General features: G+C 57.9%; 13 protein-coding genes, 1 tRNA gene and 1 pseudogene. 5 read left to right on the forward strand and 10 right to left on the reverse strand.

What is annotated here, in order from left to right; translation table 11 throughout:
- Positions 1–72: 72 nt before the first annotated feature.
- Together FPT12_RS02145 and FPT12_RS02150 are read left to right on the forward strand one after the other, a co-directional pair.
- Positions 73–498 carry a glucosaminidase domain-containing protein gene (locus FPT12_RS02145; protein ID WP_145014428.1) on the forward strand — a complete coding sequence of 142 codons (426 nt, stop codon included), beginning with the start codon at positions 73–75 and terminating at the stop codon, positions 496–498.
- Complete coding sequence (locus FPT12_RS02150; protein ID WP_145014429.1) at positions 486–947, forward strand: hypothetical protein; 462 nt, start codon at positions 486–488, stop codon at positions 945–947. Before FPT12_RS02145 ends, FPT12_RS02150 begins: the two co-directional genes overlap by 13 nt.
- Positions 948–972: 25 nt before the next feature.
- Here the strand turns inward: FPT12_RS02150 and FPT12_RS02155 are convergent.
- The 6 genes and pseudogenes from FPT12_RS02155 to rpsU form a co-directional block, all read right to left on the reverse strand.
- A pseudogene (locus FPT12_RS02155) lies at positions 973–1305 on the reverse strand (site-specific integrase); the annotation flags it as partial.
- Positions 1306–1422: 117 nt separating this feature from the next.
- Positions 1423–1499, reverse strand: a tRNA-Ile gene (locus tag FPT12_RS02160).
- Between the two features lie 15 nt (positions 1500–1514).
- Complete coding sequence (locus FPT12_RS02165; RefSeq protein ID WP_145014431.1) at positions 1515–5258, reverse strand: bifunctional diguanylate cyclase/phosphodiesterase; 3744 nt, start codon at positions 5256–5258, stop codon at positions 1515–1517.
- Between the two features lie 122 nt (positions 5259–5380).
- Entirely contained in the window at positions 5381–7228 is a 1848-nt protein-coding gene (gene rpoD, locus FPT12_RS02170; RefSeq protein WP_145014432.1) for an RNA polymerase sigma factor RpoD, read from the reverse strand.
- 67 nt (positions 7229–7295) lie between these two features.
- On the reverse strand, positions 7296–9257 hold the full coding sequence (gene dnaG / locus FPT12_RS02175) for a DNA primase (protein ID WP_145014433.1): 1962 nt from the start codon (positions 9255–9257) through the stop codon (positions 7296–7298).
- A gap of 489 nt (positions 9258–9746) precedes the next feature.
- Positions 9747–9962 carry a 30S ribosomal protein S21 gene (gene rpsU / locus FPT12_RS02180; RefSeq protein ID WP_002551877.1) on the reverse strand — a complete coding sequence of 72 codons (216 nt, stop codon included), beginning with the start codon at positions 9960–9962 and terminating at the stop codon, positions 9747–9749.
- Positions 9963–10161: 199 nt separating this feature from the next.
- On the opposite strand from rpsU, the gene tsaD reads away from it, so the two are divergent.
- Complete coding sequence (tsaD, locus tag FPT12_RS02185) at positions 10162–11187, forward strand: tRNA (adenosine(37)-N6)-threonylcarbamoyltransferase complex transferase subunit TsaD (protein WP_054594322.1); 1026 nt, start codon at positions 10162–10164, stop codon at positions 11185–11187.
- A 36-nt stretch (positions 11188–11223) separates the two neighbouring features.
- Here the strand turns inward: tsaD and plsY are convergent, their stop codons facing one another.
- The gene (gene plsY / locus FPT12_RS02190; RefSeq protein WP_145014434.1) at positions 11224–11793 is read right to left on the reverse strand and encodes a glycerol-3-phosphate 1-O-acyltransferase PlsY; all 570 of its coding nucleotides are present in this window, start codon (positions 11791–11793) and stop codon (positions 11224–11226) included.
- A gap of 74 nt (positions 11794–11867) precedes the next feature.
- Here plsY and folB point away from each other — a divergent pair, with 74 nt between their 5' ends.
- Entirely contained in the window at positions 11868–12221 is a 354-nt protein-coding gene (folB, locus tag FPT12_RS02195; protein ID WP_145014435.1) for a dihydroneopterin aldolase, read from the forward strand.
- Positions 12212–12730 (forward strand): 2-amino-4-hydroxy-6-hydroxymethyldihydropteridine diphosphokinase, encoded by a 519-nt coding sequence (folK, locus tag FPT12_RS02200; RefSeq protein WP_145014436.1) that lies wholly within the window; start codon positions 12212–12214, stop codon positions 12728–12730. The genes folB and folK overlap by 10 nt, the downstream gene beginning before the upstream one ends.
- Positions 12731–12837: 107 nt before the next feature.
- Here folK and FPT12_RS02205 read toward each other — a convergent pair whose 3' ends face one another.
- The 3 genes from FPT12_RS02205 to FPT12_RS02215 form a co-directional block, all read right to left on the reverse strand.
- Complete coding sequence (locus FPT12_RS02205) at positions 12838–14067, reverse strand: multifunctional CCA addition/repair protein (protein ID WP_145014437.1); 1230 nt, start codon at positions 14065–14067, stop codon at positions 12838–12840.
- A 63-nt stretch (positions 14068–14130) separates the two neighbouring features.
- A complete protein-coding gene (locus tag FPT12_RS02210) occupies positions 14131–15693 on the reverse strand; it encodes a SpoVR family protein (RefSeq protein WP_145014438.1) in 1563 nt (520 codons plus the stop codon).
- Entirely contained in the window at positions 15690–16961 is a 1272-nt protein-coding gene (locus FPT12_RS02215; protein ID WP_145014439.1) for a YeaH/YhbH family protein, read from the reverse strand. The genes FPT12_RS02210 and FPT12_RS02215 overlap by 4 nt, the downstream gene beginning before the upstream one ends.
- Positions 16962–17049: the final 88 nt, after the last annotated feature.

The following is a 17049-nucleotide window of genomic DNA, read 5'->3' on the forward strand; positions in this document are numbered from 1 at the left end:
TAATGGCATATTGAATAAACCTAACTTAAGGAGAGAGTTTTGGGCAATCCGTGTAATGCTGGATCGGCTGTAATGTTCGTAGTTAAACACCGTATCGCTGCGGAAACTCTAGCCAGGCAGATTGACGTCCCGATCGAAAACATTCTTGGCCTTGCCGCACATGAGAGTCAATACGGGAAAGGTCGGTTCGCTACCGAGGGCAACAATTTTTTCTCGATGCACGCGCCAGCGCCTTTACAGAGCGGCACGATAACGGCATTGGGCGATCCAAAAATGAAAGTTGCTGCTTTCGCCTCATTTTTACAGTCAGGGCAGTCTTTTTTGGCGCGATTTGGGAGTGCAGTACGCGGTAAAAAAGATCCCGGCGAGTTTAGCAGAGCCCTTGTTACAAGCCACTTCAACACAGGCGATGCGAAGACGGGCGGGCGCTTTGGGTATGCGAAACTTGTGGAAGACGCAATTGGTATGGTGAAAGCGAGAATGCAATGCGGTACATAAGTCGGCTGCAAGCATTGGTGGTTGCTGCTGCCCTGTTGGCCTGCTCGTCCGTGCTTGCGGAATCACTCAACGCAAAGAACATTCGGCCTTCCGGCTTGACAGCGGATCAAGCCAAACAGGTTCTGCTTGTGGTGCTGAAACACCAGCACTACAAGATGTCAAACCCGGATATGTGGATTGACGGTCCATGGCAGGGCGAAGAGAAAGGGACTTTGTTTCGTGCGGGGTACTATGACTTCGGTTTGGTGTTCAATAACCCAAAAGGCGCGGCGTCCAATGTACTGGGCCATTTCGCGGTTAACATCTTAACCGGGGATGTGTGGGAAACAGAAAGCTGCGAACGCTTCAGTTCCGCCACCTTATCGGGAATTCAAAAACGCATTTCCGTGCAGACTGGCAAAAAACTGGCTAACGAAGAGGTGGCACGTAGCGAGATAGGCTGCGAGTAGCTGACTACCTTTTTTTGATTGGGGGATAGCCGGCGATGATTTCAGCGGAGAGCGCAGCCAGTGAGTATTTGCCCAGGTGCTCGATGAGCTTCTTGGCTTTCGAGGTTTCGCCACGCTGAGTGGTGGGCTTCTGGGTGGGGGTAATGTCGCTCAGGTAGCGCTTGAGGGCTGCTTCCAGTGTCATGCGCTCGGAGCCGCTGCGCTGTATGTACGCACCTCTGACCATTTCGTCTTCGATACGCCGAGACCAGTCCTCCGCATCACGCTCGGTACGGAAGGTTTTAGCTGCGGTTGGCCAGCCAGTTTTGCGAATCAGAGCCTTCCAGGTGTCTGACGGAGTTTTGACGAGAGTTGCCATGAGAGGGTGCTCCTAGGCGGCTGGCGAGCCAGCACTGTGCCTAATTTAGCCCCTAGGACCGCATCCGCGTTGGCCGATCCAAAAACACGAAAGCCGCGCAATGCGCGGCTTTGAGTATGGTGGGCCCACACGGACTTGAACCGTGGACCAAAGGATTATGAGTCCTCTGCTCTAACCAACTGAGCTATAGGCCCTCAGTAGGCCGCGGATTATAGCGACGGTTTCTCGGCTGTGCTATCCGAAAAGTCTGAAATTGCGATACGAAGAAAGGTTGCGGCGAATTCATCGGCGGGTAGAGGCAGGCTGACGATGTAGCCCTGGATCTGTTCGCAGCCTTCGGCCGTCAGGAATTGCTGCTGCGCGTGGGTTTCAACGCCTTCGGCTATGATCGTGAATTGCATGCTGCGGCCCAGGGCAATGATTGCGCGGACGATCGCGGCATCGTGTGGGTCGTCCGGTAGTCCGCGGACAAAGGACTGGTCAATTTTCAGGAAATCCAGCGGCAAGCGTTTGAGGTAGCTCAGCGAGGAATAACCGGTGCCGAAGTCGTCGATGGCCAACTGCACGCCCAGGCGTTTGAGTTGATGCAGGACTTCAAGTGCCTCTTCGGCCTGGCTCATGATGAAGTTTTCGGTGATTTCCAGTTGCAGGAAGCCCGGTTTGAGGCGGTTGTCCTTGAGCAGTTGTTCGATGCGGACCAGCAGGTTCGGCTGGCGTAGTTGCGCTCCGGCCAGGTTGACTGACAACGGGCCGAAACCTTCATATCGCTGGTTCCACTCGTGCATCTGCAGGCAGGCCTGCTCCAGTACCCAGTCACCGATTTGCAGGATCATGCCGTTTTCTTCGGCCAGCGGGATGAAGTGCTCGGGCGGCACATCGCCGAAGGCTGGATGCCGCCAGCGGATCAGGGCTTCGGCGCCGACCAGGCGCGGGTGGTTGAGGCTCACTTTGGGTTGATAGAACAGCGTCAGTTCATTGCGCTCGATAGCGCGACGCAGTTCATGCTCCAGTGCCACGCGTTCGCTGGCCTGTGCGGTCAGGTCGCGGGTATAGCTTTCAACCCTGTTGCGACCTTTGGCTTTGGAGCGGTACATCGCGGCATCGGCGTTTTTGACCAGCGTGGCGACGTCGTTGCCGTCCCTGGGGTAGAGGCTGGTGCCAATGCTGGCACTGATAAAGAACTCGTGCTCGCCTGCCTGGAAGGGCGCTGTGAAGCAGTTCAGCAGCTTGTAGGCAATATGGTCGGCGTCGCTGGCTTGTTGCAGGCCCGGCAGCAGGATGATGAATTCATCACCCCCTAGCCGCGCCACGGTATCGATGTCCCGAAGTTGCTCCTTGAGCCGCACCGCGATGCCTTTGAGCAACAGGTCGCCGACCGGATGACCCAGACTGTCGTTGATGTGCTTGAAGCGATCGAGGTCCAGAAACAGTACGGCGCCCTGACCACCGTTTTCTTGCTGGCTGTTGAGTGCGGTCAGCAGCCGGCTTTCGAACAGCGTCCGGTTTGGCAGTCCCGTCAACGGATCGTGGTGGGCCTGATAGTCGAGTTTGGCTTGGGCGTGCTTGAGGCTGGAGATATCGGCAAATACCGCGACGAAGTGAGTGATGAAGCGGTCTTTATTGCGCACCGCGCTGATGGTCAGCCAGCTGGGGTACAGCTCGCCATTCTTGCGGCGGTTGGAAATTTCGCCCTGCCAATGCCCTTCGGCGGTCAGTTGATGCCACATCGCCGCGTAAAAGGCGCTGTCATGCAGGCCTGAGGCGAGCAGCCTTGGCGTGTGGCCCAGGGCTTCGGTTTCGCTGTAGCCGGTGATCTCGGTAAACGCGCGGTTGACGGCACTGATGTGCTGTTGGGTGTCGGTGATCAATACACCTTCTGCGGTGCTCTCGAATACCGTGGCGGCCTGTTGCAGTTTTTCCTGCATCAGATGTCGCTCGGTGATGTCCCGGGCGATGGTCAGCATGCAATCGTCATCGCCAATCGGCAGCGGCCGGCTGGACATCTCGCAGAGACGGATCTGCCCATCGTTACGGCGTATATGACAACTGAAGTCACGCACGAAGCCGTCGCGCTTCAACAGGTCGAGCATCTGCCTTCGTTCATTCAGGTTGACCCAGATACCGAGGTCGAAGGTCGAGCGGTCCAGTGACATTGCGCTGTTGAAGCCGGTGATGCGGCTGAAGCCTTCGTTGACCTCGATCAGCAGGCCGTCGCTCACGCGTGACAGCAATAAGCCGTCAGGGGAGGCATGGAAGGCTTTGGCAAATTTCTCTTCAGAGGTTTGCAGTTGTTGTTGGGTTTCCTTGAGCTGGCTGATGTCACGCACTACCACGACCAGCGCCGGGGTGGTGTCGAGCTGGAAGGGTTCGGCGGAAATCAGGCCGGTAAACACCTGGCCATTGCTGCGACGAAAGGGCATCTCCAGATTGCGAATACTGCCGGCTTGCAAGCGCTGCAAGAGCCCGGGGCCGACACCGGCGATGCCCCAGATGTTCAGCTCGGTGGCGGTCCGTCCGATCACTTCTTCGGCAGTGAGGCCGATTTGCTCTTCGAACGCCTCGTTGACCTCCAGCAGACAACCGTCGGACAGACGTGCAATGACCAGAATGTCCGGGCATTGCTGGAACACCGAGGCAAACTTCTGCTCGGAGAGGCGCAAGGCTTCTTCGGTTCTTTTGGCTTCGCTGATGTCGATCATCAGCCCGCGCAGTATCGGCTCGTGGCCGTGCTCTATCAGGCTGACGATGTCGCGTACCCAGAGGCAGCGCCCGTCGGCAGTGATCACCCGGTAATCGAGGCTGTGATCGCGTCCGGCGAGTACTTCGTGATCGCAAAATGCCTGGGCGCGTGTGAGGTCGGCAGGATGGATGATATTGCGCCAGAAGCCCGGAATCAGCCAATGGGACAAAGGGTAGCCGAGCAGGCCTTCGGCATGGGGAGACACGTAGCTGTACGTAAAATCGCTGATTCGCGCTTCCCAGGCTATCGCCGAAAGGCTCTCCACCAGACCGCGGTAGTGGTATTCGCTGGTGCGCAGTTCCTGTTCCAGGGCTACCCGGCGGGAAATCTCCGAACTCAAGCGGCGATTGATGCGGATCACCGCGGCTAACACGATGACCAGCAGCAGTACGCCGGGCAGGCCGTACATCAACAAATCGGACCAGAAGGTGCGGTGGTCGAGGACGTTTCCGACCCAATGCTCTTGGATGGCGCTTATTTCTCCGGGGCTCATGTCCGCCAGCACTTTATCCAGAATGCCGGCCAGAATTTTGTCATCTCGCGGCACGCCCATCGCCAGTTGGTAGCGATACGGCGTTTCGCCGCTGACGTAGAGCCCGTCAAGCTTGAGCTGGCGAAGGCCCCAGACGCTTGAGGCCAGATCGCCGACTACCGCGTCCACCTCGTCGGTGGCCAGTGCCTGCAAGGTCGAGCTGACATTGGGCATAGGGACCAGATTGAGGTCAGGATGGTGGGTGCGCAGCAGTTCATGGGGGGCGTAGTTTTCCACGACGGCAACTTTCAGGCCGTAAAGGTCTTCCAGTTTGTGCGGCTGTGCGCCTTTCACATGGGCCAGGATGACGATCGGAAAGTCCAGATAGGGCCGCGTGAACGCGAGGTAGCTCTGCCGTTCGGGCGTCGACATGACGCCGGGCAAGAGGTCCAGCTTGCCCTGTTTGGCCTGTTCCAGGACTTCGGTCCAGCTCACAGGCTCAATGGGTGTGACTTTGATTGCCAGGCGATCACGCACGATGTTGATGTAGTCAGCGGCAAGACCTTGATAGCGACCTTGTTCATCGCGAAATTCAAATGGTGGCCAGGAAGCGTCGACACCCAGTCGCAGTTCCGGGTGAGCCGCAAGCCAGGCACGTTCTTCGTCGGTCAGAGTCAGCGCGCCAGCCGTTGCGGTCCAGGTCATCAGCAATAGCAAAAGCATGGCCGGCAGTCTGGGCATAACGGTCTCGTTATGGCTTGGGGGGAATGTTTCGAGTGTAGACGGGCTATGCGGCAGGAGCGAAGCGAAGGGGATTTAATCTACAGAAAGCAAAACCCCCGGCAGGGCCGGGGGTTTTGTGATCACTCGTCGAGGAAGGAGCGCAAATGCTCGCTTCTCGTCGGGTGGCGCAGCTTGCGCAGCGCCTTGGCTTCGATCTGACGAATCCGCTCACGGGTAACGTCGAACTGCTTACCAACCTCCTCGAGGGTGTGGTCGGTATTCATGTCGATACCGAAGCGCATGCGCAGCACCTTGGCTTCACGGGCAGTGAGGCCGGAGAGAACTTCGCGAGTCGCTTCTTTAAGGCTCTCAACGGTAGCAACATCGATTGGCGACTGCATGGTCGAGTCTTCGATGAAGTCGCCCAGATGGGAGTCTTCGTCATCACCGATCGGGGTTTCCATGGAGATCGGCTCTTTAGCGATCTTCAATACCTTGCGGATCTTGTCCTCAGGCATTTCCATGCGTTCGCCCAGCTCTTCCGGAGTCGGTTCGCGACCCATTTCCTGCAGCATCTGACGGGAAATACGGTTGAGCTTGTTGATCGTCTCGATCATGTGCACCGGAATACGGATGGTGCGGGCCTGGTCGGCGATCGAGCGAGTGATCGCCTGACGGATCCACCAGGTGGCATAAGTCGAGAATTTGTAGCCGCGGCGGTATTCGAACTTGTCTACCGCTTTCATCAAACCGATGTTGCCTTCCTGAATCAGATCGAGGAATTGCAGACCACGGTTGGTGTACTTCTTGGCGATCGAGATCACCAGACGCAAGTTGGCTTCGACCATCTCTTTCTTCGCGCGGCGGGCTTTGGCCTCACCGATCGACATGCGACGGTTGATGTCCTTGATCTCGGCAATCTTCAAGCCGGTTTCGACTTCAAGTGCGGTCAGCTTCTGCTGGCAGCGAACGATGTCGGCCTGCAGGCGACCAATGGCTTCAGCGTATTTGCTTTTGCCTTTGGCCAGTGCGTCGGTCCAGCTTTCGTCAACTTCGTTGCCTGGGAACTGGCGCAGGAAGTCGGCACGCGGCATGCGTGCATCACGAACGCAAAGCTGCATGATCGCGCGCTCTTGCTGACGCAGACGATCCAGGGCACTACGCACACGCTCAACCAGGCCTTCGAATTGCTTCGGAACCAGTTTGATCGGCATGAACAGCTCAGCCAGCGCCAACATCTCGGCAATGGCCTGCTTGTTTTCACGACCGTGCTTTTTCAGCGCCTTGCGGGTGATTTCCGCTTGATCGGCCACTGCGCCAAAACGCTGCGCTGCAATGACCGGATCCGGACCGCTTTCGGCTTCTTCTTCGTCGTCACTGGCTTCAGCGTCGTCGTCATCGGCGTCGTCATCCGCTTTCACGGCTTTCGGATCGACAGGCGGCGGCACTTCTGCTGCAGGCGGCGCAATGCCGTCGTCCGGGTCGATATAACCGCTCAGGACGTCGGACAGGCGGCCACCTTCAGTGGTGACGCGAGTGTATTCGGAGAGAATGTGGTCAACCGTGCCAGGGAAGTGCGCAATTGCGCCCATCACTTCACGGATGCCCTCTTCAATACGTTTGGCGATTTCGATTTCGCCTTCACGTGTGAGGAGCTCTACGGTACCCATTTCACGCATGTACATGCGCACTGGGTCGGTAGTGCGACCAATGTCGGTCTCAACCGCTGCCAACGCTGCCGCCGCTTCTTCTGCGGCTGCTTCGTCGGTATCGGCGTCGGCCAGCATAAGGGAATCCTTATCTGGCGCAACCTCGAATACGTTGATCCCCATGTCATTGATCATGCGGATGATGTCTTCCACCTGTTCCGGATCTGAAATATCCTCCGGCAGGTGGTCGTTGACCTCCGCGTAAGTCAGGTAACCCTGCTCACGACCAAGGGTGATCAACTCTTTGATACGAGACTGCTGTTGCGCTTTTCCGGACATAACACCCTATCCACTGAAGGTCTTGGCGGGCAAAAAACAAGCCGAGGATTATACCTTAGCTATGACCTCACGCGCCACTTGAGGTCGGGTTTGATGCGGAAACATTGCGACTTAGTAGGTCGCGCAGTTGATTTTTCTCTTCGGTACTCAGCTCGCTTTGACGTGCTTTTCTCAGAAGTTGTTCCAGATTTCGCTCGCGTTGGCGGGCTGACAAGCTAGTAATGGTGTCGAAAAACTGTTGTTCAAGGTTATCTCCTTCAATCAGCCATTCCTTTTCCGCCAATGCTTTGAGCAGTCGTCCTTGTTCGGTGCCGTGCCATCGCGCAATCAGTTGAAATGAGTTTAGCTTGGGATTCTTCTGCACGGCTTCGAGCAGTGCTACCAGCAATTGCGTGTTGGAGTGGTCCTCGGCCGCGAAGTGCCCGGCGTCTTCAACTTTTTCGGCCAATTGCGGGTGGTGCAGCAAGGTACGCAGGGCCGCCAGTGTTGGCGGCTCGACTGCGGCCGGGATGCGTGGCGCGCGAGGTTGATCGCGATCGCCGCCGCGTTTGCCTTTCTTGTCCCAGGGTTTGTTGTCCCACTTCTTGCCGCCGCTGCCCGGTTTTTTCGGCGTCCACTCCTGCTGAGGTGCATAGGCCTCTTGCGGTTGGTGGTAGTCGGAATAGTCCGGCATGGCGTCGTAATCGATGCCGGGGTCGTAGGCAGGGGGGGCATCCTGTGGCGCGCTGTGCACCAGTTGACTGACGGCTTCACTGTTCAGGCCGGTAATTTCGGTCAGGCGCTGACGCATCAGGGTGCGCAGGTTGGCTCCCGGGACTTTGTCGATCAGCGGCGCGGCGAGGGTGGCCATGTGGGCCTTGCCTTCGAGCGAGCGCGGATCGGATTCCTCGGTCAGTTGCTGGAAGAAATAGTCTGCCAATGGCTGGGCGTGCTGATTGATTCGTGCGCGAAAGGCGTCAGTGCCTTCGGAGCGGATCAATGTGTCCGGGTCTTCGCCTTCGGGCAGGAACAGGAAGCGCGCGCGCCGTCCGTCTTGCAGGCTCGAAAGCGTTGACTCCAGGGCGCGCCACGCGGCATTGCGGCCGGCCTGGTCGCCGTCGAAGCAGAACAGCACGTTGGGCACCACGCGAAACAGTCGCTTCAAGTGTTCTTCGCTGGTGGCGGTGCCGAGCGTGGCGACGGCATTGCGCAAGCCTTGCTGGGCCAGGGCGATGACGTCCATGTAGCCTTCGACCACGATGATTTCGTCGAGATTGCGGTTGTTCTTGCGTGCTTCATACAGGCCGTAGAGCTCCTGGCCTTTATGAAATACCGGGGTTTCCGGTGAGTTCAGGTATTTCGGTTTGTCATCGCCCAGTACCCGGCCGCCAAACGCGATAATGCGCCCACGGCTGTCGCGAATCGGGAACATCACGCGGTCGCGAAAGCGATCATAGCGTTTGCCGGTTTCGGCGTTCTCGATCAACAGGCCGGCGTCGATCATGGCTTTTTGTTGCAGGGTGTCGCTGCTCAAATGCTTGAACAGGTTGTCCCAGCCTGGAGGTGCGAAGCCGAGGCCGAAATCGCGGGCGATCTCGCCGGTCAGGCCGCGCCCCTTCAAGTAGTCGACAGCCGCTTTTCGCGCCGGATGGCTTTTCAGTGCCTGGCGGTAGAAGTCAGCAGCGGCGGTCAGCAGTGGGTAGAGTGGCGAGTCGGTCGGTTGTCGCGGTTTGTGCGGGCGACCGCTTTCCTCGCGAGGTATTTCCATGCCGGCGGCTTTGGCCAGTTCTTCGACAGCCTGGGGGAAATCCAGGTTGTCGTGGTCCATGATGAAGCCGAGGGCATTGCCACCAGCGCCGCAGCCAAAGCAGTAATAGAACTGTTTGTCCGGGCTGACGCTGAAGGAGGGGGTTTTTTCTTTGTGAAACGGGCAGCAGGCGGTGTAGTTCTTGCCGGCTTTTTTCATTTGCAGGCGCGAGCTGACCACATCGACGATGTCGGTGCGGTTCAGAAGGTCGTCAATAAAGCTCTGGGGAATTAGCCCGGCCATGGCGTTCTCGTCATCACTGCGCTGAAAATCTGACCCGCGCGAAAGGCGGCCTGATGCTGGTCATTATGTTGAGGCGCGGAGGATGTGCGGCTCGACCAGGTATCGTCTGCGTATTCGCTGTCGGGAAGTGTATCTGCCGAAAATCCGCTGACGTTAGTGCTCATCGGTATTCGACTGTTTGAAAGTGTTGCGCTGAGTCCGCATTGGCCAAAGGGAGGCCTCGGATAGCTCATAAGTGGGCACGCAAAATCGTGCCTTGGGCTGATCGTCGTGAGAGGAATCAGTAAAAGGTTGTGCTCGTCAGTAGCCTTGGAAGGCTCGTCAGAAGAGACGTGCACCGCTGGCAAAAGAGCCAGGTCTGACGTGTGAAGCAGGTTTGTCTCGGTCGCGTCTGCGGCTTTGACAGTGAAGCATCAAGCGATATCCGCAAATGCCATAAGCCCGGCTGAGGGCCGGGCTTGGCAGAAGCTTGCTACGAACGTCTGTGTATTAGTACAGACGAACGGCGCGGCGCTGTTCGCGCTGAACTTTCTTGGCGTGGCGCTTAACAGCGGCTGCTGCTTTACGCTTACGCTCAGAAGTCGGCTTCTCGTAAAATTCGCGGCTACGAACTTCAGCCAGAACACCGGCTTTTTCGCAGGAGCGCTTGAAACGACGCAGAGCTACGTCGAAGGGTTCGTTCTCTTTAACTTTGACGGCTGGCATCCAGAGCTACCTTCATTCATTACCGGGGTCAACATCCTCGCGGCAAAAGTGCACTTGAAGACGTCGGTTTTTAAGGGTTGCGGATGTTAACCCCTCATCGCTCGGAATGCAAAGCCTCTGATCGAAAACCGCTGGTCGGAGCATCACGTGGCGACTATTATGCGCGCCTTCGAATTTAGCCTAAACAAGGCGCAAACCCATGCTAGTACTGGGATTAGAAACCTCCTGCGACGAAACCGGCGTCGCGCTTTACGACAGTGAAAAAGGTCTGTTGGCCGATGCACTGTTCAGCCAGATCGACCTGCATCGCGCCTATGGTGGCGTGGTGCCGGAGCTGGCTTCGCGTGACCACGTCAAACGTATGCTGCCCTTGATTCGTCAGGTGTTGGCTGAAGCCGACTGCGTGCCGACCGAGATCGATGCCATCGCCTACACCGCGGGTCCCGGGCTTGTCGGGGCCTTGCTGGTGGGGGCTTCCTGCGCTCAGGCGCTGGCGTTTGCCTGGGGTATTCCAGCCTTGGGCGTGCACCACATGGAAGGCCACTTGCTGGCGCCGATGCTGGAGCCGCAACCGCCTGAATTTCCGTTCGTCGCTTTGTTGGTGTCCGGTGGTCATACCCAGCTGGTTCGGGTCGATGGTATCGGTCAATACGAGTTGTTGGGCGAGACGCTGGATGACGCTGCCGGTGAGGCGTTCGACAAGACCGCGAAAATGATGGGCCTCAATTACCCTGGCGGTCCGGAAATCGCGCGATTGGCCGCGCAAGGCGTTGCCGGACGCTTTGTGTTTCCGCGTCCGATGTGCGACCGGCCAGGTCTGGATTTCAGTTTCAGCGGCTTGAAAACCTTTGCCTTGAACACCTGGCAGCAGTGCGTCAGTGCTGGGGACGACGGCGAGCAAACACGCAGCGACATCTCGCTGGCCTTCCAGCAGGCGGTGGTGGAGACTTTGACCATCAAGTGCAAGCGTGCCCTGAAACAGGCGGGTCTCAAGCGTCTGGTGATCGCTGGCGGCGTTAGTGCGAACAAGGCTTTGCGCGTTTCCCTGGAGAAAATGCTTGGCGATATGAAGGGCGACGTTTACTACGCACGTCCGGAGTTCTGCACCGATAACGGCGCGATGATCGCTTTTGCCGGGTGTCAGCGGTTACAGGCCGGTCAGCAGGAAAGTCTGGCGATCAGCGTGCAGGCGCGTTGGCCGATGGAACAGTTGTCGCCCGTGTAAAGACGGGTGAGTCAGGGGCGTGCTCGGCGAGAGTATTTAAAAATGCCGTTCGCGCCCGGCAAACAGGTCGCGTAGATTGCCGCGATGGCGCCAGACGATCAGTGCTGTCAGCGCGCTCATGGGCAGCAATGCTCCCGGCTCCTGCCAGGCCAGCAGTGGCAGGGTCAGGGGCGTGGCGATCAGGGCGGCCAGCGAGCTGGTGCGTGTGAGGTAGAAGGTCAATAGCCACGCGCCGATAGCCAGAAGCGCTGCCGGAGGGTAAAGCCCCAGCAGCATGCCGGCAGCCGTTGCAACACCTTTGCCACCGCGAAAGCGGAAGTACAGCGGATACAGATGGCCGATCACGGCATAGACACCGACCCAGGCCTGTTGCTGTACCGAGAGGCCCGCCAGTCCTGCAACCAACACGGGCAGCAGGCCTTTGCAGAGGTCGCCGAGCAAGGTCAGGACGGCGAGTTTTTTGCCGGCCAGGCGTAACATGTTGGTGGCACCGGCATTACCCGAGCCACTCATTCGCGGATCGGGGTTACCGGTCAGGCGGCTGAGCAAAATGGCAAAGGACAGAGAGCCAAGCAGGTAGGCGAGGATCGCCAGTAACCAAAACATGCTAACTATTCCGGGCGAGGACGCCCTGATTCTAACGGCGCATTGCGCCCTTGTCGTGCTGCGGAGAAGAGTGCTTGGACAGAGTGTTTATCGAGGGCCTGGAAGTCGACACGGTGATCGGTGCCTACGACTGGGAGCGCGGCATCCGTCAGTGCCTGCGTCTTGATCTGAATTTCGCCTGGGACAATCGCCCGGCAGCGGCCGGTGATGACCTGACTCTGGCGCTCGACTACGCCAGCGTGACGGCACGTATTCAAGCGTTCGCCGAGCAGGCGCAGTACCAACTGGTTGAAACCTTTGCCGAGCGTCTGGCCGAAGTCTTGATGAGCGAATTCAGGATTACCTGGCTGCGTCTCAAGCTGACCAAGCCGGGGGCTATCCCGGCTGCAACGGGCGTGGGCGTGGAGATCGAGCGCGGATGTCGCTAACTCAGGTATTTCTTGGGCTCGGCAGCAATGTCGAGCGCGAAGCTCATTTGCAGGCGGGGCTGGAAGCGCTTGCCGGTTTTCTGGTGGATATACGCTGTTCGGCGGTGTTCGAAAGTCAGCCGGTGGGGATCAAGAGCGGGCCTTTTTTCAATTTCGTAGTGTCGGCGTTTACCGATCTGCCGTTGATGGAGCTGGACCGTCGTTTGAAGTGTATCGAGGCCGACAACGGTCGTTATGCCCCTGATCGCAAGGGTTTGCCGTTGGATATCGACGTGCTGTTGTATGGCGATCTGGTGGGTAATTTCGACGGATTGATCCTGCCACGAGCGGAAATCCTGAAAAATGCCTTTGTGCTGTGGCCGTTGTCGCTGATAGCGCCGGACAGGGTGCATCCTGGCGTAGGTAAAAGTTTTGCCTTCCTGTGGAGTGAGGCGAAGATTGATCAGGTATTGGCGCCAGTTGCGTTTGAGTGGCGCGGTGAGCAGTTGACCCCTTCGAATCTGCTGTGACCTTGATGACGCCATCGCGGGCAAGCCTTGCTCCTACAGTATTGTGTCGTACGCCATTTACGCGCTCGGCATAGGTCTCGTAGGAGCAAGGCTTGCCCGCGTGCTTTTCAAGCGGACGCCGCCTCTTTGTAAGCCTTCAGCGCCTTGAGCCGTTCGCGCTTCAAGGCCTCGCCCAGCTCCGGGCCTTTGAATCCCTGCTCCAGCAAAGGCTGAACCACCACGGTTCGTGCGGCGGTCGCCGCGCCTCGCAAATAATCTGCTTGTGGATAACTTCTCTGCTCAAGGCCTTTGCGGCCACGGGCGTCCATTTCGCAGGCGTTGATGAATTCTTCAAAGCGCTGCGGCCGTCGGTAAACGTCGAAGCTTTGCAGCAACTCCAGCAATGTCGACGGCCTCAGTTCCAGCGCGCGATGACCATGGGTGTGGTATTCGCCCACCAGCAACGCCAGTTCCTGGCAGTCGCGCGGCGCCTTGAAGCGCTCGTTGACCGCTTTGATCAGCTTCAGGCCCTTGTGCTCGTGAGCGATGTGTTGGGGCCACTGGCTCTCAGGTGTCAGGCCTTTGCCCAGATCATGCAGCAGGCAGGCCCAGCGCACGGTCAGCGGCTGCTTGTGCAGGGCGGCCTGTTCAAGAACGCTCAGGGTGTGTACGCCACTGTCGATTTCCGGGTGGTGGGCTTCGGGTTGTGGCACACCGAACAGCGCTTCAATCTCGGGGATCAAGACTTTCAGGGCGCCACAGTCACGCAGAACCTGGATGAATACTTGCGGCTGATCTTCCATCAAGGCGCGGGAAATTTCTTTCCAGCTGCGTTCTGCGGTCAGGGCCTCAAGCTCACCTGATTCGCTGAGCTGACGCATCAGTTCCAGGGTCTCGGGGGCTACCGTGAACCCGAGCCCGGCATAGCGCGCGGCGAAACGGGCGACGCGCAGAACTCGGAGAGGATCTTCGGTGAACGCGGGGGATACGTGACGAAGCAGGCGTGCTTCAAGATCGCGCTGGCCGTGATACGGATCGGTCAATTGACCGTGATCGTCTTCGGCCATGGCATTGATCGTCAGATCGCGACGAATCAGGTCTTCTTCCAGGGTGACTTCCGGGCTGGCATGGAAGGTGAAGCCGCCGTAGCCGCGTCCGCTTTTGCGTTCGGTGCGGGCAAGTGCGTATTCCTCGCCGCTTTTGGGGTGAAGAAATACCGGAAAATCGGCGCCTACCGGGCGATAGCCCTTGGCAAGCATTTCTTCGGTGCTGGCGCCCACCACCACCCAGTCGATGTCGGTAACAGGCTTGCCGAGCAGGCGGTCACGGACCGCGCCGCCGACTTTATAAATCTGCATAAAAAACCTCCGTTAGTCCGACAGGATAACCCTTGCGTCGAACTTCCGGAGGTCCGGCTGACATCAAAGATGAATGACGGCGAGGTCCATCCGGCCGTATTCGCCCTCGCTATGCTCGCCTTTTGGCGGAACATGATGGGTTTTCATTACCTGGTCGCCTTGCAGGGTTTCCAGGTGAATATCGAAGCCCCAGAGGCGGTGCAGGTGCTTGAGCACTTCCTCGGTGGAGTCCCCGAGCGGTTTGCGATCATGTTGCTGATGGCGCAGTGTCAGCGAGCGGTCGCCGCGCCGGTCGATGCTGTAGATCTGTATGTTCGGTTCGCGGTTGCCCAGGTTGTACTGCGCTGCCAGGGTTTCACGAATGGTCCGATAGCCTTCTTCGTCATGAATGGCGGGCACCAGCAGGTCGTCTTTCTGGTCGTCATCGAGAATGCTGAACAGTTTCAGGTCTCGAATCACTTTGGGTGACAGGTACTGCAGGATGAAGCTTTCGTCCTTGAAGCTGCTCATGGCGAACTTGATGCTCGACAGCCAGTCGGTCCCGGCGATTTCGGGGAACCAGCGGTAATCCTCTTCAGTGGGGGATTCGCACATGCGCCGAATGTCGCGGTACATGGAAAAACCCAGGGTGTAGGGGTTAATGCCGTTGTAGTAAGGGCTATCGAACCCAGGCTGGAAGACCACACTGGTGTGTGACGTCAGAAACTCCATCATGAAGCCGTCAGTCACCAGGCCCTCGTCATACAGGTCATTCATCAGGGTGTAGTGCCAGAACGTCGCCCAGCCCTCGTTCATGACCTGAGTCTGACGCTGTGGATAAAAGTACTGCGCGATCTTGCGCACGATCCGTACGATTTCCCGTTGCCATGGCTCCAGCAGCGGGGCGTGCTTTTCGATGAAGTAGAGGATGTTTTCCTGCGGTTCTGCCGGAAAGCGTGCGTTGTCCTTTTCGTTGTACTTGTCTGCGCCTTTTGGAATGGTGCGCCACAGGTCGTTGATCTGCTTTTGCAGGTGTTCTTCACGATCCTTTTGCCGGCGTCGCTCTTCTTCCGCGGAAATCGGATAAGGACGTTTGTAGCGGTCGACACCGTAGTTCATCAGGGCATGACAGGAGTCGAGCAGGTCTTCCACGGCATCGATGCCATGGCGTTCCTCGCATTGCATGATGTACTGCTTGGCAAACACCAGATAATCGATGATCGAGCTGGCATCGGTCCAGGTGCGGAACAGGTAATTACCCTTGAAAAAGCTGTTGTGGCCGTAGCAGGCGTGGGCCACCACCAGTGCCTGCATGCAGATGGTGTTTTCTTCCATCAGATAGGCGATGCACGGGTCCGAGTTGATCACGATCTCGTAGGCCAGTCCCATCTGGCCGCGACTGTAGGACTTCTCGGTACTGAGGAAGTGTTTGCCATAGGACCAGTGGTGATAGCCCAGCGGCATGCCGACAGAGGCGTAGGCGTCCATCATCTGCTCGGCGGTAATCACCTCAATCTGATTGGGGTAGGTATCCAGCGCGTAGCGTGCCGCAAGACGGCTGATTTCCCGGTCGTAGGCCTGGATCAGCTCGAACGTCCATTCGGAGCCGGTGGATATGGGTTGGCGCTTCTGCTCTTTGGCGGTCATGTCACTAACCTGCGCTGGAAGAGTTCACGGAAAACCGGATAGATATCCCCGGCCGAAACCAGCTGTTGCTGGGCAAACGTGTCGGAAAAGGCTTCGGCGATACGCTCGTATTCGTACCACAGGGCCTGGTGTTCGCGGGGGGTAATCTCCACATAAGTGTAGTACTGCACGAATGGCATGATCTGGTTGATCAGGATGTCGCGGCAGATCGGCGAGTCATCGTTCCAGTTGTCGCCGTCGGAAGCCTGCGCGGCGTAAATGTTCCAGTCGTTGCTCGGATACCGTTCGGCCATGATCTCCTGCATCAGTTTCAGGGAGCTGGAAACGATGGTGCCGCCGGTTTCGCGAGAGTAGAAGAACTCTTCCTCATCGACTTCCCGGGCGCTGGTGTGGTGGCGGATGAACACCACATCGATTTTCTCGTAGTTACGCTTGAGGAACAGGTACAGCAGGATGAAGAACCGTTTGGCGATGTCCTTGGTGGCCTGGGTCATGGAGCCGGAAACGTCCATCAGGCAGAACATGACCGCCTTGGAGCTGGGGTTGGGTTGCTTGATCAGCAGGTTGTACTTGAGGTCGAAAGTGTCGAGAAACGGCACGCGATTGATGCGCGCACTCAAGCGCTCGATTTCTGCCTCGATTTCCTGGATATCGCCGAAGTTGTCTGGTTCTTCCTGTTTAAGTCGCGCCAGTTCCTCTTTTGCTACCCGCAATTTCTCCCGGCTGCTGCCCGACAGCGCGATGCGCCGTGCATGGGCCGAGCGCAGGGTGCGGATGATGTTGATCCGCGAAGGGTTGCCTTCGTTGCTGATGCCGGCGCGCACGGTTTTGAAGGTGTCGGTGCCGCTCAGGTTGCGTTTGACCAGGTTTGGCAGCTCCAGGTCCTCGAACATGAATTCGAGAAATTCTTCCTGGGTGATCTGGAACACAAACTCGTCCATGCCCTCGCCGGAGTTGCCGGCCTTGCCGGGGCCTCTGCCGCCGCCACCTCCCGGCGGACGAGCAATATGCTCACCGCTGGTGAACTCCTTGTTGCCGGGATGCACGATGGTCTGCTTGCCACCGCGACCATGGTGAAGCACTGGCTCGTCGATATCGCGGCCAGGAATGCTGATTTGCTCACCGTGCTCCATATCGGTAATGGAACGCCGGCTGACCGCCTCTTCGACGGCCTTCTTGATGTGATCACGGTAACGCCGCAGAAACCGCTGACGGTTTACTGTGCTCTTGTTCTTGCCATTGAGACGTCGGTCGATCACATAGCTCATGGGGAGCCCTCCGGGCAGCTTCAAGTTTTTAGCTTCAAGCTGCAAGCCAGAAGCGCAAGAGCGGCGGGCGTTCTTGCAGCTTGTAGCT

It is taken from the genome of Pseudomonas sp. H3(2019) (genome assembly GCF_007713465.1).
GTDB lineage: Bacteria > Pseudomonadota > Gammaproteobacteria > Pseudomonadales > Pseudomonadaceae > Aquipseudomonas.

Bases quoted from the DNA above. Each gene is read 5' to 3' on its own strand.
- FPT12_RS02210 (WP_145014438.1), bottom strand. From the start codon at position 15,693: ATGACCGCCAAAGAGCAGAAGCGCCAACCCATATCCACCGGCTCCGAA.
- tsaD (WP_054594322.1), top strand. From the start codon at position 10,162: ATGCTAGTACTGGGATTAGAAACCTCCTGCGACGAAACCGGCGTCGCG.
- rpoD (WP_145014432.1), bottom strand. From the start codon at position 7,228: ATGTCCGGAAAAGCGCAACAGCAGTCTCGTATCAAAGAGTTGATCACC.
- FPT12_RS02145 (WP_145014428.1), top strand. From the start codon at position 73: ATGTTCGTAGTTAAACACCGTATCGCTGCGGAAACTCTAGCCAGGCAG.
- FPT12_RS02150 (WP_145014429.1), top strand. From the start codon at position 486: ATGCGGTACATAAGTCGGCTGCAAGCATTGGTGGTTGCTGCTGCCCTG.
- rpsU (WP_002551877.1), bottom strand. From the start codon at position 9,962: ATGCCAGCCGTCAAAGTTAAAGAGAACGAACCCTTCGACGTAGCTCTG.
- FPT12_RS02215 (WP_145014439.1), bottom strand. From the start codon at position 16,961: ATGAGCTATGTGATCGACCGACGTCTCAATGGCAAGAACAAGAGCACA.
- dnaG (WP_145014433.1), bottom strand. From the start codon at position 9,257: ATGGCCGGGCTAATTCCCCAGAGCTTTATTGACGACCTTCTGAACCGC.
- plsY (WP_145014434.1), bottom strand. From the start codon at position 11,793: ATGTTTTGGTTACTGGCGATCCTCGCCTACCTGCTTGGCTCTCTGTCC.
- folK (WP_145014436.1), top strand. From the start codon at position 12,212: ATGTCGCTAACTCAGGTATTTCTTGGGCTCGGCAGCAATGTCGAGCGC.
- FPT12_RS02205 (WP_145014437.1), bottom strand. From the start codon at position 14,067: ATGCAGATTTATAAAGTCGGCGGCGCGGTCCGTGACCGCCTGCTCGGC.
- FPT12_RS02165 (WP_145014431.1), bottom strand. From the start codon at position 5,258: ATGCCCAGACTGCCGGCCATGCTTTTGCTATTGCTGATGACCTGGACC.